Source organism: Shewanella sp. SP1S2-4 (assembly GCF_031932075.1).
Classification (GTDB): domain Bacteria; phylum Pseudomonadota; class Gammaproteobacteria; order Enterobacterales; family Shewanellaceae; genus Shewanella; species Shewanella baltica.
Genome location: NZ_JAUOET010000041.1, coordinates 1 through 15688, shown reverse-complemented (window position 1 = coordinate 15688; position 15688 = coordinate 1). Strand labels below are relative to the sequence as shown.

8 protein-coding genes and 1 pseudogene are annotated in these 15688 nt (G+C 40.8%); 5 read left to right on the top strand and 4 right to left on the bottom strand.

The features are described 5' to 3' along the window. Window positions 1–71: 71 nt before the first annotated feature. On the bottom strand, window positions 72–467 hold the full coding sequence (locus tag Q4Q52_RS21275) for an ATP-binding protein (RefSeq protein WP_006083684.1): 396 nt from the start codon (window positions 465–467) through the stop codon (window positions 72–74). Then, window positions 460–1698: a SpoIIE family protein phosphatase gene (locus Q4Q52_RS21270; protein ID WP_311991627.1), complete on the bottom strand. Its 1239-nt coding sequence runs from the start codon at window positions 1696–1698 to the stop codon at window positions 460–462. The genes Q4Q52_RS21275 and Q4Q52_RS21270 overlap by 8 nt, the downstream gene beginning before the upstream one ends. Window positions 1699–2019: 321 nt before the next feature. On the opposite strand from Q4Q52_RS21270, the gene Q4Q52_RS21265 reads away from it, so the two are divergent. Genes Q4Q52_RS21265 through Q4Q52_RS21255 form a run of 3 tightly spaced genes read left to right on the top strand, consistent with a single transcriptional unit; the run spans window position 2020 to window position 7734 of the window. Further along, window positions 2020–2922: a phosphate/phosphite/phosphonate ABC transporter substrate-binding protein gene (locus tag Q4Q52_RS21265; RefSeq protein ID WP_311991626.1), complete on the top strand. Its 903-nt coding sequence runs from the start codon at window positions 2020–2022 to the stop codon at window positions 2920–2922. Further along, the gene (locus Q4Q52_RS21260; protein WP_311991625.1) at window positions 2867–6286 is read left to right on the top strand and encodes a PAS domain S-box protein; all 3420 of its coding nucleotides are present in this window, start codon (window positions 2867–2869) and stop codon (window positions 6284–6286) included. The genes Q4Q52_RS21265 and Q4Q52_RS21260 overlap by 56 nt, the downstream gene beginning before the upstream one ends. An 8-nt stretch (window positions 6287–6294) precedes the next feature. Beyond that, the gene (locus Q4Q52_RS21255; RefSeq protein WP_006083689.1) at window positions 6295–7734 is read left to right on the top strand and encodes a sigma-54 dependent transcriptional regulator; all 1440 of its coding nucleotides are present in this window, start codon (window positions 6295–6297) and stop codon (window positions 7732–7734) included. A gap of 203 nt (window positions 7735–7937) precedes the next feature. Here Q4Q52_RS21255 and Q4Q52_RS21250 read toward each other — a convergent pair. Further along, a pseudogene (locus tag Q4Q52_RS21250) lies at window positions 7938–9012 on the bottom strand (IS3 family transposase). Window positions 9013–9123: 111 nt separating this feature from the next. Between Q4Q52_RS21250 and Q4Q52_RS21245 the strand changes: the two are divergent. Both Q4Q52_RS21245 and Q4Q52_RS21240 read left to right on the top strand, forming a co-directional pair. Continuing rightward, entirely contained in the window at window positions 9124–14013 is a 4890-nt protein-coding gene (locus Q4Q52_RS21245; protein WP_311991624.1) for a PAS domain S-box protein, read from the top strand. Beyond that, complete coding sequence (locus tag Q4Q52_RS21240; RefSeq protein WP_311905258.1) at window positions 14013–14951, top strand: diguanylate cyclase; 939 nt, start codon at window positions 14013–14015, stop codon at window positions 14949–14951. Before Q4Q52_RS21245 ends, Q4Q52_RS21240 begins: the two co-directional genes overlap by 1 nt. Before the next feature lie 288 nt (window positions 14952–15239). On the opposite strand, the gene Q4Q52_RS21235 is transcribed toward Q4Q52_RS21240, so the two are convergent. Beyond that, a partial coding sequence (locus Q4Q52_RS21235) for a tyrosine-type recombinase/integrase (RefSeq protein WP_311991623.1) occupies window positions 15240–15688 on the bottom strand: 449 nt, incomplete at its 5' end.

Here is a 15688-nt window from a genome sequence, read left to right as displayed (position 1 = left end):
CTGTTAAATAATGGTCATCACATCACTGTAGTAAGTGTGAATAGGATTTTTTGAATAGTTTCGCCACAAAACTAATGTCGGCGGAGTAAAATTAACCTTAAATGAGTACCAAGCACAGTGGGCTGAAATCGAACTTCATCCATCCAGTTATACATAATCCATAGACCACGGCCATGTTCATTCATTTGTTCTGGGCAATGATGAGGCTCAATCTTAGGCAAAACGGTCGAGTGGTCAAGCAGGTCAACAATAATGCGATCATCATTGCAATGCATAATTAGCACTATTTGCTCTAAGCCCGCTTCAGTATGGTCGAGTATGTTATTAATAGCCTCAAGTACACAAATAATTACTTTAAATCTTTGGCGTTCATGTACATTCTGCAAAAGCATAAACTGTTCTAACTCAGGGCAAAACTGCTGAATACGCCATTGTTCTTGGGTAAGTTTGAGCTGTAAACTATTCATAATACCTCCAGTGTAGTCTTGGCATAAGTTGTGATGGATAAGTAATTAACATCATTGATATATCGTCTTGTATGTTGTTGCATTGCCACAGTTTTAATGCATGACTTAGATGGTGTAGTAATTGCTCACTGCTCAGATTTTTTGCTTTTTCACATAATTGTTGTAAACGGTCTAGACCAAATATGCCAAATTTTTCATGTTTGCATTCGTAGGCGCCATCGGAAAATAGTATTAATCGTGTACCTGGTTTTATCTTAAAATTTTGATTTTTATACTGTATTGCACTGTGTATTCCTATGGGCAACTCAGTTTCGAGAACGAGAGATTCACAATCGGAGTTAGTTAACAGGAGAGGCGAAGGATGTCCGGCACTACAAATCTGCACTTCGCCGTTTGAAGTATTAATCTTGCCTAGAAGCAAAGTGACAAATCGCCCAGTATTATCTGGATCGCTTAGTTCTTGGTTCAATGCATTTACGATTTCATTTGGGGATTGTTGGTGCCAATTTGTTCTTTCCATCGATAAACGCTGCGCTAAACTCACGCTTTGCAGTGCAGCTGTAATACCGTGTCCGGCTGCATCGATGAGATAAAAACCTAGTTGATTTTCACCTAAGTCAAAACATTGAAAAGTATCCCCAGCAAGGTAATTAGCAGGTTGAAATCGATGATGTAACTGCCAATTATTTGGGAGCTCTTGCACTCGGGGTAATAGCTCGCGTTGAACCTTTGCTGCGGATATTAAATCTTTTTGTATTGTGTTCAGTAACGCGGTTTCTTTTTCAAGCCCTTGATGTAACAGTTGATTTTTTTTTGCTAAGTTTTGTTGTAACTGCATGATCCGCATAGCAGCTAGCATTCTTACTTTTAGCAATGCGGGATTGAATGGTTTACAAATAAAGTCATCTGCACCAGCTTCAATTCCTAGTACGATATCTGCTGTTTGATTATTAGCGGTTAGCAAAATGACAAAAGGTGGGAGGTTTACATTCTTCAATATTTGACACAGTTCTATCCCTGTCATACCTGGCATACGCCAATCGCTAATCACTACATGAACAGAACTATGCTTTAAATATGCTAGTGCTGCGTATGCGCTGTTACAGCTCTCGACCAGCCAACCAAATTGTCTCAGTAAGTTACAAATAAATAATCGCTCGCTCTCAGTATCTTCCACTACCAACACAGATAAGATTTCAGGCTGCTGCGTAGTTATTGAGGATAATGGCATAGTACGCCTCCTTTCATAAGGGATGCTCAAGATGAGCAAAATCTATGCCTGTATAATAAATGACTATAAATTTAAGATGATAGGCTGAGTAATTCGTTAGATTCTCAATTATGGCGAGTCAAAAGTTCAGGTTGAAATGACTCAGTTGCAAAATGCAAAACTGTCATCCATAGTAAATAATTAATGCGATATAATAATATTTAGGCCATTGTTTTTAATGTTTTTTAACTAATGGCATGTGAGTTGCTAATGCAGTATTGAGTTGGTGAAATACATCAACCATACAATTTTATGCACTTCATTGATAAAAGGATATTTAGAATGAATAGCTTTCTTGCTTTATTCCCACATGCTTGGCTAACTCGCTTAACACCTTTCTCCGTTATCGCTTTGATAATGATAGGCGTAACCAATACACCAAGAGTAATGGCGTCAGAATCTCCAGCAAGCAATAATATTAAACAGGTACTCATTTTTGGCGTTGTTCCTCAGCAATCAACTGCTCAACTCGCAAAGCTATGGCCGCCAATTTTGGCCGCCTTGTCTCAAGGCGCTAATTATGAGTTGCAATTTGCAACAGCCCCCGACATTCCAACCTTTGAGGCTAGATTAAAGGCAGGGGTTTATGATGTCGCTTACCTAAATCCTTATCACTACATAGTATTTCATGAATTCCCTGGCTACCAAGCTCTAGCGCGAGAGAAAAATAAGAAGCTCAAAGGCATCGTTGTTGTTCGGAAGGACTCGCCTATTAAGTCATTAGAACAACTTGAAGGTAAAACGTTGGCATTTCCTGCGCCAGCATCATTTGCAGCAAGTGTTTTGCCAAGGGCGTATCTAAAAAATGCGAAAATTAATGTCGACGTAAAATACGTGGGGTCACACGATTCTGTATATTTATCGGTTATACAAGGGCTTGTAGACGCTGGCGGAGGAGTACAGCGTACCTTTAATAATTTGACCGATACACAGAAGCAGCAACTTAACATACTTTGGAAAACGCCTGAATATACTCCACATGCTATTGCAACTCACCCGCGGGTATCTGAAGTACATCGACAAGCATTACTTGAACAATTTCTAAAACTATCTACAACCCCAGCAGGCCAAGTATTACTTAGTTCAGTGGATTTTTCAGCTTTTACTGCGGGTGAGGATAAAGATTGGGATGATATTCGGTCACTATCTCTCGGGTCGCTATCTAAACCGCTCGGAGAGAAATAAAGTGTCCTTTAGGCTGAAGACGATTGTTGGAATAGCACTGATTGAAGCTTTGCTGCTATTTTTGTTGGTATACACAAGTATTAATTACCTGAAACTATCTAATCAGTCTCAAATTGAGAAGCGGGCTCAGACCACGTTGACTTTGTTTTCGATTGCATCAAAGGATGCTGTTATAAGTAATGATATAGCAACATTGCAAGCTTTAGTGGAAGAGTTGTTAACTAAAAGTGAGGTACTGTATGTCACGGTGTCTGACCCTAGTCATATTTTAGCCTATGGTGGGGCAGACAAGTATGTTCAAGTTTCACATCAACCCGATACCGAATTAGCTCAAGTACAAGATGGTATTTTCGACTTAGAATATAAGATAGAAGATAATGGTTATCGTTTTGGCACAATTAATATGGGTTTTGAGACTCGCAGTCTTGATGATTTTATTCAGTTGGTAACCACAAAAATCCTCTCAATTGCTGGGATTGAAATTTTATTGGTGGCGTTATTTTCATTACTCCTTGGCCATTACTTGACCCGAAACTTAACCATTCTTACCAATGCGTCTAAACGAATATTGGCTGGTGAGCTTGGGGTGCGAATTCCTGTTAAAGGGAAAGATGAAATCGCTCAAATGGGCAAAGCATTTAACAATATGATTGATAAAGTGGACGCTAGAACTAAAGCGCTAGAAGCAGCTAATATTCGGTTAAACACCATTCTAGACTCTGCCGTTGATGGTTTCGTCATCATTAATGATAAAGGTACTATTACGGACATTAATCCCGCAATTAGTCGATTATTTGGTTATGCTCACAATGAATTGATTGGCCAGAATGTTGCTATTTTCTTACCTTTCGAAATGCGTTCTTCACATGATAGTTTTATTCATCAATATTTAGAAACGGGTGTCACTCAGATTATTGGCACAAGCCGAGAATTGATGGCACAACGTAAAGATGGACAATTATTTCCAATTGCACTATCGGTTTCGCTAATGAAAATCGATAATAAGGTAATGTTTATAGGTTTAGTCAAAGACTTATCTGATGTAAAACGTAAAGAAGTTGCAGCAGCTAAAACCGAATCAGTGCTACTTGCGACTTTAGCTGCAAGCCTAGATAGCTTGATAACCATTGATATAGATGGCCGTGTTGTTGAGTTTAACCTTGCGGCAACGCGATTATTTGGTTATTCACGACATGAAGCAATTGGACGGTACCTTGAAGAACTAATTATTCCCAAAAGCCAACATTCAAGCCATAGAGGAGGAATGGAGCGTTATCGTCAGACTGGTTCTGGCAACATAATCAATAAACGTATCGAGTTATTGGCCACTTGTAAAGCTGGTAATGAAATCCCAATAGAGCTGGAGGTTGTGCCAATCAAGTTAGGTAATGAAATCCTTTTTACCGCTTTTTTACGAGATATTTCCGAACGTAAAGCCAGCGAATTAAAGCTCCAGTTAGCTAAAGAGCAAGCAGAGCTGGGCAATAAAGTTAAATCACGGTTTCTGGCAACAATGAGTCATGAAATTCGTTCTCCACTCAATGCTATTTTAGGCGGCGTTGAATTACTGCTCCATTCTAAACTAAATAAAGAACAGCGGATCCATGCCAACATTACTAGAGAGGCTGGTAGTGCTTTACTCAATACAATCAATGATATTTTAGACTTCTCTAAGATTGAAGCTGGACAAATGGTGTTGGAGTCTAATGAATTTGAGCCAGATAAACTTGTTGCTCAAGTTCTGCAAATTTTAGAGCCAAAAGCCTATGATAAGGGACTGCAGCTCGTTAGCTTTGTAGATCGTAATGTTCCGCAGACATTGCTGGGTGATCGGCAGCGATTAAATCAAGTCATCCATAATTTAGTGGATAATGCGATTAAATTTTCAGTATCAGGAACAATCACCGTCGAAATGTGGATAGCCGATAACCAGCAGTCGTTGATGCAGCTTTTTTGTCGAGTCACGGATTCTGGTATTGGCATTTCTGAGGAAGCGCAGAGCAAATTGTTTAAAGAGTTTAGTCAAGTGCATGATACCCATAACACAAACTATAAAGGTACTGGTTTAGGGTTAGCTATCTGCCGTGAACTTATCACTATGATGGGCGGTGAAATTGAATTAGAGAGTGAACTTGACAAAGGTTGCTGTTTTACTTTCTATGTTTCGTTGCAACCACATGAAGCTAACTATTGCCATAGCTATTGCCCTCCCACCAAGTCACGGGTGATGTTAGCCCACACAGATTTATTATGGTTAAGCATAGTTTCTAAACAATATTCACAGTATGGCATTGAAACTGTTGTAGTTAATAGCTGGGGTGAGATAAAAGAAGAAAGTCTTCTACTTGGAAGGTTTGATCTTGTTCTTCTTGATGAAACTTTTTTATTTGAAGTGGATAAAAATGAAATTAATTGGCTTAAGCAAACCAACCTTAGTGATGAGGGGACCTTAGTTGCTTTAGTCTCGGCGATGAGCTCTGAAATTTCACAATCTTTATCGAATATAGGATTAGACCAAGTTGTTAATAAGCCTTTAAGTCGCTCAATGCAGTTTGCGTTGCTCAGTCAAGATGCACCTAGTAATGAATTTGAAGAAGTGTATTTGGCAGAAAGTTTATTTCAAGGTCATATTCTGCTAGCTGAAGATAGTCCTGCGAATCAAATAATTGCGGGAACAATGCTGACAAAAGCTGGCTTTGATGTCACTTATGCCTGTAACGGTGTTGAAGCTGTTAAATTAATGAATGAAAGAGCCTTTGATTTGGTTCTGATGGATATTCGTATGCCTGAAATGGATGGGCTCGAGGCTAGCCATATTATTCTGTCTACTAATCCTAATCAAATCATTCTTGCTATGACCGCGAATGTGATGAAAGAGGAAGTTGAGCAATGTTATCTCGTTGGTATGAAAGATTTTATTTCTAAGCCTGTTAATCAAAAAATGCTATTAAGCATTATCCAAAAGTGGCTACCTAATGCCAGCATAACACTGCCTATCATTTCTTCGCAGGTTAAGAGTTTTTCTCAAAATTTATTGGACGAAATAATATTGTCAGAATTATCAACTGCACTTGGAAAAGACAGTCTGTCGAATATGATGGCGGTTTTCTGTGAAGAATTATTAGAAAGGGTAGCAACTCTTACAGTATTGGACCCTACACAATTTGAGTTGATTGAAGACCAAGCCCATACTTTAAAAAGTAGTTCTGGTAGTTTTGGTGCTGCTGCCTTATTTTTATTAGCACAACAACTTGAATCTAGTGCGCGTAACAAACAGACTGAAATAATTTATACATTAATTAAACAAGTGGCAATTATAGGTAAAGAGACACATGACGCCTTCATGGAACGTTTTATTCAATAGGGATATATATGGAATATTCAGCGCTATTAGTTGAAGACAGCATGTCATTAGGGGCTTTATACACTGAGTATTTACGCGCTGAAGGTATCAATGTGACTCATGTGCATTACGGTGAAGATGCCTTACGAGAGTTGGTAAAGTGGCAACCAGATCTACTGATCCTTGATATTAAACTGCCTGACATATCAGGGCTTGATATTTTAAAACAAGTGTACGGGAAATATCCAAATATTAGCACTATCATGATCACCGCTCATGGCAGCATTGATATTGCCATTGATGCTATGCGATCAGGTGCATTTGATTTTCTGGTCAAACCTTTTGATAGCAAGCGTTTGTCAATTACAGTGCGAAATGCGCTCAAGCAGAAACATCTGCTTGAGCTAGTAACACAATACGAAAAGAGTCTACCTAAAGGGCGCTATCAAGGTTTTATTGGTGATTCATTAGTAATGCAAAGTGTTTATAAAACAATAGATTGTGTCGCAAAAAGTAAAGCTTCTGTATTTATTACGGGCGAAAGTGGTACAGGTAAAGAAGTTTGTGCGCAAGCAATACATCAAACGGGAAATCGTGCAGATAAGCCGTTTATCGCTCTTAATTGTGCTTCTATTCCCAAGGAATTAATTGAAAGTGAGATCTTTGGTCATTGCAAAGGTGCATTTACGGGGGCACACAGTAACCGTGATGGCGCTGCAACAAGGGCCGATAACGGTACTTTATTCCTCGATGAAATTTGTGAAATGGATTTAGACTTACAAAGCAAACTATTACGTTTTATTCAAACGGGTACCTTCCAACGAGTAGGCGGCACTAAGGAGGAGCATGTGGATATTCGCTTGATTAGTGCGACTAACCGCAAGCCGTGGGAGGAGGTAAAACTTGGACATTTTCGTGAGGATTTATTCTATCGTTTACATGTGATTCCAATAGAATTGCCACCATTACGAGCAAGGGGAAATGATGTTTTACTGCTGGCTAAAAAAATATTAAAAACCTACAGTAAGGAAGAAGGTAAAAATTTTACTGAATTTAGTCCTGCTGCCACGAATACACTTTTAGCCTATACTTGGCCAGGTAATGTGCGCCAACTGCAAAATGTCATTCGTCAAATTGTCGTACTCAACGAAGGGACTACAGTAGAGCATTTAATGTTTCCTCATCCATTGATACAGATTCAATCTAGTTCAGCAGAAAAACAATATAAATGCGATAATGATAGTTTGATATATGAACAGAATGACACTCGACGTGAATCAACTTTATTACTAAATGAATCCAGCAGTCATTCCATTAAACCTCTATGGCTAGTTGAAAAACAAACTATTGAAGGTGCAATTGCTATGTGTGATGGAAACATTCCCAAAGCTGCCGCATTATTGGATATTAGCCCATCAACAATTTACAGGAAACGAATGAGTTGGGAGGAGCTAGAGACTCAACAATAAATAAGTAGTATATAGGCTGTCTTTCTGGTAGCAATTAGACATGATTTTATGTTCTATACTATTATATGTTTTACAATTAGTGGCAGAGCATTACATTGAGTTGTAAGTTTTTTTAGGTAATTCTAGATGAAATTTAGTAGTGTAGAATTTTTATATTTACCATTGTAGTTGTAAAGTAAAATTGAGTAATCCCAATATAATCGTTATGACTCATTTGGCGTTAACCCTCCATTATTTTTATGGGGCTTTGATTCACTGTAATATTCTGTTATGTAGTTTGTTGTCGCTTAATCTGCTTCTGTAAAATTCCAACAACCCTTTACAGGTACCCACTCAGATTTCAAACTTTTAAAGAAATGCTCCATGGGTGAATTATCCCAACGATTCCTGCGACGACTAATACTTTGCTTAATCAGAAGACGCCATAATAATTTGTCTGAAATTTACGTTTGTGTAATTCAAGCCTTAGTCACTGTGAAACATCACATTTTCTGGTTCCCCTCTTAACTCAAACGCCTTATTCAATGCTTTACATGTCAATTCGCTATCAGGCGATAATGACAACACCCAACTAATAGGTTTACGGGGAAATAAGTCCAGAACAACGGTTAGATATTCCCAACGATTCCCCCCAGTATACGTCACATCGCCACATCATGATTGTCCGGGCTATGAACAGCAAACTCTCGGTTGACCGTGTTGGGGATCGCTAAATGCTCTTGTGTTACTTTCATATAATCCTGTTTTGGCTGCTGGCAACTGATTAATCCCTTTATTCGTTACTAATTGAGCTATCAGAGCGATGACTAATACCATTTGCAGCCTTCACAGCATAAAATAGTAAAATAAGCATCAATATAACCTTTTCTGTTTAGGCAATATTTATAGCCACTTCTATGTATATTGAATGCATAACAAATAGCGGAAATAAAATGGCTCAGCTTGAGTTAGATGATTAGCGTAAATTGTTCATAGAGTCTGACATCAAGAGGTGTAGCCTTTTTTAAGATGAGATTATGTTCCTCTAGACGGTTAATTTGCTTCGTCATCTCACGAATTTCAATTTATTCAGGGATAATGGGCGAGGCTTTTAGAGGGCTACCTTGATGCTTTAGTTTTAATTACCTAACCCATTTATCCATAGTTGATTTACCCACGTTTATCGCCTTCGCGGCGCCGGTAGTATGGTTTTATCGAGACTAATTAGGCTGCTTTAAGTTTAAATTCAGCACTAAATGTTTTTGGGGTTGTCGATCTCATCTGTTCATCTAAAGTCATCTAAATATCACCTCTATTTAGGTGCCCCAAATTAGTGTGTTACTACAAGTGGAAAAAAAAATCTTCTTAGTCCAAAATCATAACTCTCTGATTATAAATTATTAGGCATTTATGCTCCTTTCTATGAATTATAAAAATGCTTCGAAATGGAGCTTATTAGTCCTGTTGATTGGATTACTGCTAAGCGCACTATTCACATGGTTGACAGGACGCATGAACGCCCAAACGATTGGCCAAGCATTGCGCGAAAACACGGAGCAAATCAGTGAGAACGTGCTTAATCGTATAACCTTATATCAATATGGTTTACGCGGTGCCCGAGGTTCGATTCTAACCGCAGGCGAGTATGGTATTAGTCGTGCTAGCTTCCATCGCTATAGTTTATCGAGGGATGTGGATCAAGAGTTCCCCGGAGCCCGTGGATTTGGCTTTATTCGCCGAGTGCCCAATTCAGATGAAGCCGCATTTTTAACAAGAGCCAAAAATGACGATTGGCCGGACTTCAATATTCGGCAACTGACCCCCCATAGCGGCGAAAAGTATGTGATTGAATACATTGAGCCGATAGACAGAAACCGTGCTGCCATTGGGTTAGATGTTGCATCAGAGGCACATCGTAAAGCAGCGGCAGACGCAGCTATGTTATCCGGTGAAGTACGTTTGTCTGCGCCAATTACTTTAGTGCAGGCTACGGGGAAACCCCTACAATCATTTTTGATACTACAACCTATTTATCGAACAATTTCTGTGCCTAAAACACCACAAGAACGACTTGCAGCAGGGTATGGTTGGAGTTATGCGCCCTTAGTGACAAATGAAGTGCTCACAGGGTTAGCATTAAATCAAAAGATGACGAAGCTACTGCTTAGCGATATCACCCAAACTGAGCGTCCCATCAGTTTTTTTGAAACACACCCTGATGATGCGTCTCCATTATCGGCATATAGCCACACACTGACGAAAGAAATTTTTGGCCGCAAATGGCAGGTCGAAGTCATTGCCTACCCGGCCTTTATTCAGTCATTACACCTTAATCAACCAAGCTTAGTATTACTGAGCGGCAGTTTATTAAGCTTATTGCTTGCGGCCTTTATCGCTATATGGTCTATCAGTCTACAGCGTAAGCAGCAAGTGCAACTTGAACAGGCAAGGCGCGCTAGCATGCTGGAGCACTCCCTCGATGCCATTATCAGCTATGACTTAACGGGCAATATTACTAGTTGGAACCAAGGTGCTGAGGAGATATTTGGCTATACACAGACAGACGTTATTGGTCATTCAAGTTGCGATTTGATTATCCCACCAAGCATTGTTTTAGAAGAGCAGGTGTTGTTTGCTGAGGTGTTTTCAGGAAAAACGGTATTAAATCAAATATCAACCCATCAACGACAGAATGGCAGCCATGTATCGACTTCGACAACGTCGCTGCCTATATATGATGAGGATAGTGCCATTGTGGGACTTAGCCAAACGATCCGCGATATTACGACGCAGCAAGAAGCAGAACGATATATATTAAGCTTGAATGCACGTTTAGAACAAGAAGTCACCAAGCGTACCAATGCGCTCCAGCAAGCATTACTCGAAAACCAGACGTTGCTCGACACCATCAATCAACAGCTGCTCTACTCTGCCACCGACCCGAATGGCGTCATTTTAGAGGTGAATGATAATTTTTGTCACGTAAGTGGTTATTCACGCAAACAATTGTTAGGTGAAACCCATGCCATTTTGAACTCTGGTGAGCATGATGCTGCATTCTGGCGCACCATGTGGACCCAAATAAAATCGGGCCTATCTTGGCATGGTGAGATTTGTAATCGTGACCGACACCAAATGCTGAAATGGTTTGATACTGTGATTGGTCCTGTCTTTAATGAAAACGGCAATATAGAACGTTTTGTCGCATTAAGAACCGACATCACAGAGCGTAAATTGGCGCAAATTGAAAAAAATAAGTTAGGTTCGTTATTAACGAACGTACTCGATGCCGCCTCCGAAATGTCCATCATTGCAACGGACAAAAAGGGCGTGATCACGATTTTCAATCGTGGGGCTGAGCAATTACTCGGTTACGCCGCCGTGGATATGATCGGGCTATCAACACCGGCACCGCTACATTTGCCCGAGGAAGTCGCGGCAAGATCAGCTGAATTGTCCAGTGAGTATGGTGAAGATATTCAAGGCTTTGATGTGTTCGTCTATAAAGCGAGAACCCTCGGTTCTGAAACGCGCACTTGGACATATGTGCGAAAAGACACCAGTCAATGCCAAGTCTCTCTCTCTGTCACGGCCATGCTGGATAATGTCGGCGAGATTATTGGTTATTTAGGCATTGCGATTGATATTTCCCAAGTACTACAACAACAAAAAGCACTTATCACTGCGAGTAATCACTTAAGTAAGGCTGCGGAAGTCGCCAAGCTTGGGATTTGGAGCTGGGATTTACGCGATAACTCCCTCGAATGGAATGAGCGGATGTTTGCTATTTACGATCAACCCCTAAGTTTACAGGATATCGGATTAACCTATGAACATTGGCGTATGCGGATCCATTCAGATGATATTGACTTCGCCGAGGCGAAGCTAAAAGCGGCAGTAGAAGAAAAAGACCAATATGACCCCATTTTTAGAGTCGTCAGAACCGATGGCACCATTCGTTATGTGCAAGCTGGCGCCCAAATCGAACGCGATGTCACGGGGCAGGTTACAAAAGTCATCGGTATCAATTTAGATATTACCGAACAGCGGCAATTGGAAGAAACCTTGAGAGAGGCTAAACATGAGGCTGATGCAGCTAATGCGGCAAAGTCTGCATTTTTAGCCAATATGAGCCATGAAATCCGCACCCCAATGAATGCTGTCTTAGGGATGCTGCAATTAATGCAACATACCTCAATGTCTGTGCAACAACAGGATTATGTGACCAAAACCCAAACCGCGGCGAAGTCATTGCTAGGATTACTGAATGATATTCTCGATTTTTCAAAAATCGATGCAGGTAAATTAACACTCGACCTACACCCTTGTTCAATCGAACTGCTTATGCGAGATCTTGCAATAGTGCTGTCGGGCAACCATGGCAACAAAAATGTCGAGGTCATGTTTGACCTTGATCCGGCTTTACCCGCCTGGCTCTTAGCCGACCAACTGAGGCTACAACAGATTTTGGTTAATTTAGCGGGTAATGCCCTTAAATTTACACGCCACGGTCAAGTCACCGTCACCATGGAATGCTTACGTCATGAGGCCAATACCGTTACGGTGCAGATTTCAATTTCAGATACCGGTATTGGTATTAGCGAAGAGCAAATAGAGCGCATTTTTACGGGCTTTGAACAAGCCGAATCGTCAACATCAAGGCGATTTGGCGGTACAGGGCTAGGATTAGCGATAAGCAAAAAGTTAGTCGAACTCATGGGAGGCCAGTTAAACGTCACCAGCCGTGTAGGTGTGGGTAGCCGCTTCTGGTTTGATGTAACGTTCTGCGTCATGGAAGTTGAAGCCACTCAGGCCATTGACCTCAGTGGGTATCATATTTTAATTGTCGATGATAACGAACTTACTGTCGAAATTTTGCATAAGATTTTGACTGACTTTGGCTGCAGTGCAGAAACCGCCTCGGGGGGATATCAAGCGCTTGAAAAAGTAAAACAAGCCAATATAAACGCAAGACCATTCGATGTCGTACTAATGGATTGGCGTATGCCAGATCTTGATGGGCTACAAACGGCTGATTTGATATGTAACTCTCACTCAGATAGCCCTATTCCGCTCATCGTTATGCTCACCGCCTACGGCCATGAGGTGATTAGCGAAAGTCAGCATATAAAAAATGTCCCCTTCGTGAATTTTTTAACTAAACCGGTCACATCACAGATTTTAGCCGAGGCGATAATCAATGCTATCGAAGGCAAAACGATGACAGTGAATCCTACGCCACACTCGCAACGACGGTTATCTACACTCGCCATTTTAGTGGTTGAAGATAACCAACTCAACCGACAAGTGATTGATGAGCTGCTGAGTTATGAAGGAGCAAACGTGCAACTTGCCAACGGTGGCGTTGAAGGAGTGTTTCAAGTGTTAGAAAGTGGAAACGTATTCGATATCGTGATCATGGACATACAAATGCCCGATATGGACGGCCTAGCCGCAACACGGCTTATCCGCGCTGATAGCCGATTTGCGGAGCTACCCATTTTAGCGATGACTGCCAATGCATCCCAAAGCGATAAACAGGATTGCTTCGATGCAGGTATGAATGATCATGTGGGTAAGCCAATCGACATGCAAATATTACTCCCCAGCATTTTACGTTTAGTAGGACAGGAAGAAGCCCCTTCATTAGCACAACAGCATCAACCAGCGGAGTTACAAGTCCCACTCGACAATATGCCATTACTGGATGACATCCAGCTAATACTGCGTCGTTTTGGCGGTAATCAGGCTTTTTTCCAGAAAATGGCGAAAGGTTTTGCACCTGAAATGTTGAAACAACTAAATCTATTCAAGCAGTCTACTAAAGTATTTGAGTATGCCACTGCGGCGGCCGTGGGACATGGCATCAAAGGTCTTGCCAGTAATTTTGGTGCACTGCGTTTAGCCGCTTATGCTGCTTTTTTAGAGAAACAACTCAAACAAAATGACCTTGAGTTTATTGAGATAAAAGTGTGGACCGAACAATTAGAATTATTAATCAATGAAAGTACTCAGCAACTATCTACCTACATCCCTCAACCTGAATCGACTGTGTTAGCTCAAGATAAAATGACACAGGCCATCGATTCTCAAGCGTTAATGCCGAGTGCTTGGACTGAACTGAACGCCCTCATGCTCCTCTTAAAAGCGAACAATTTAGAAGCCATGACTTTCGTTGACCGATTAATCAAAAAATTACCACACCATCCACAGTGGATAACACTACAGGGACAAGTGCAAGCACTCGAATTCGATAAGGCATCAGACACTTTACGCATCATCATGTTGGAGAATAAATAATGCATCTTACGGAAATCATCCCGCAAGCCAATCGCATGAAGGGAAAAATTCTTGTCGTTGACGACCAACCCCTCAATATAAAAATATTGCATCAGCTTTTTCATGAAGATTATGAAATGTTTATGGCCACAAACGGAGAGCAAGCCATCAACGTCTGTCAGAATGAACTGCCTGATTTAGTACTTTTGGATATAGAAATGCCCGGTATGACGGGCTATGAAGTGTGTCAACGGCTCAAAGCCGATCCCGCGACAGCCAATATCTGCATTATCTTTGTTACCGCGCATTTTGATGAACAAGAAGAGGTTAAAGGCTTTCAGCTTGGCGCCGCTGATTTTATTCATAAACCCATCAATCCGATTATCACGAACGCGAGGGTGAATAATCAGTTTATCCTCAAACAACAAGCCGATTTACTCCAATCGATTGCTTTACTGGACGGGCTAACAGGGGTTGCAAATCGGCACCTGTTTGAGCAACGACTTCCCGAAATATGGAAGTACTGCTGCAGAAATAGTGCACCATTGTCAGTGGTGATGTTAGATGTCGATTCATTTAAACTTTTCAATGATCGCTATGGTCATCAGGAAGGAGATCAATGTCTACGTCTCGTTGCAAAAGCACTACGCACAGCGATACACCGCCCGAACGATTTAGTGGCGCGCTATGGTGGTGAGGAGTTTATTTGCCTATTACCAGACACTCAGCATTTAGGCGCGATGCACATCGCACAACTCATCGTTAACGCAGTGCAAGCCTTGCACATCGAGCATTTAGGCTCCAGTTTCCAAGAGGTCACGATTAGTGCTGGCGTTGCGAGCATGCAGCCCCATCGGCATCTAAAATGGCAAACACTTATTGAATCAGCAGATAAGCAATTGTACCTTGCGAAAGAACATGGCCGTAATCAAGTCAGCGGGGTTAGCCTGTTACGGTAAACAGCATTATTGAGTACAAATTGTAAATTTTGATTTTTGAAATTATAAAAACTGAAATTTAACATTCATAGTGTTCGACTGAATTCGGCTACGGCTTTATAAACCCAAAAATACATAACATTAAAGATGTTAGCGTGTGAATCAGACGAGGTAAGTCTGATTCACTAACTCATTTCTGGATAAAAATAAACACACCTTAGCAACAAAGTGAAAGCACTTTGTTTAATTTCATTTTCCTTTCAAAACAGTGCAGCTATGATGGTTTAATCATAATCACACTTGATAAATTTATACTTCAATAGCTTCTGAAATCCGCAGTGCATCTTCAATCTCGACACCTAAATAGCGTACGGTGTTATCTAACTTGACATGTCCAAGCAAGATTTGAATCGCCCGAATATCCTTGGTTCGACGATAAATCAATGTCACCTTGGTTCTACGCAACGAGTGCGTGCCATACAATTCACTATTCTGCCCTAATTGACTCGCCCAGTTTTTTACCCTCGAGCGGTAATAGCTATAACTCATCGGCTGATGAATACACCTTGGGCTAGGAAATAGATAATCCTCAGCGGTTAATCCCTTTTCGAGCAACCAAGATGTCAGGCTGTGCTGAGTTTTTGGAGTAATTTCAAACTGAACGTCACGATGGGTTTTACGCTGTGTTAATCGCACTCGCGGATTGATTATGCCAGATGAGGTAATGTCTTGGACCTTCAAGTGTAATAAGTCACAGG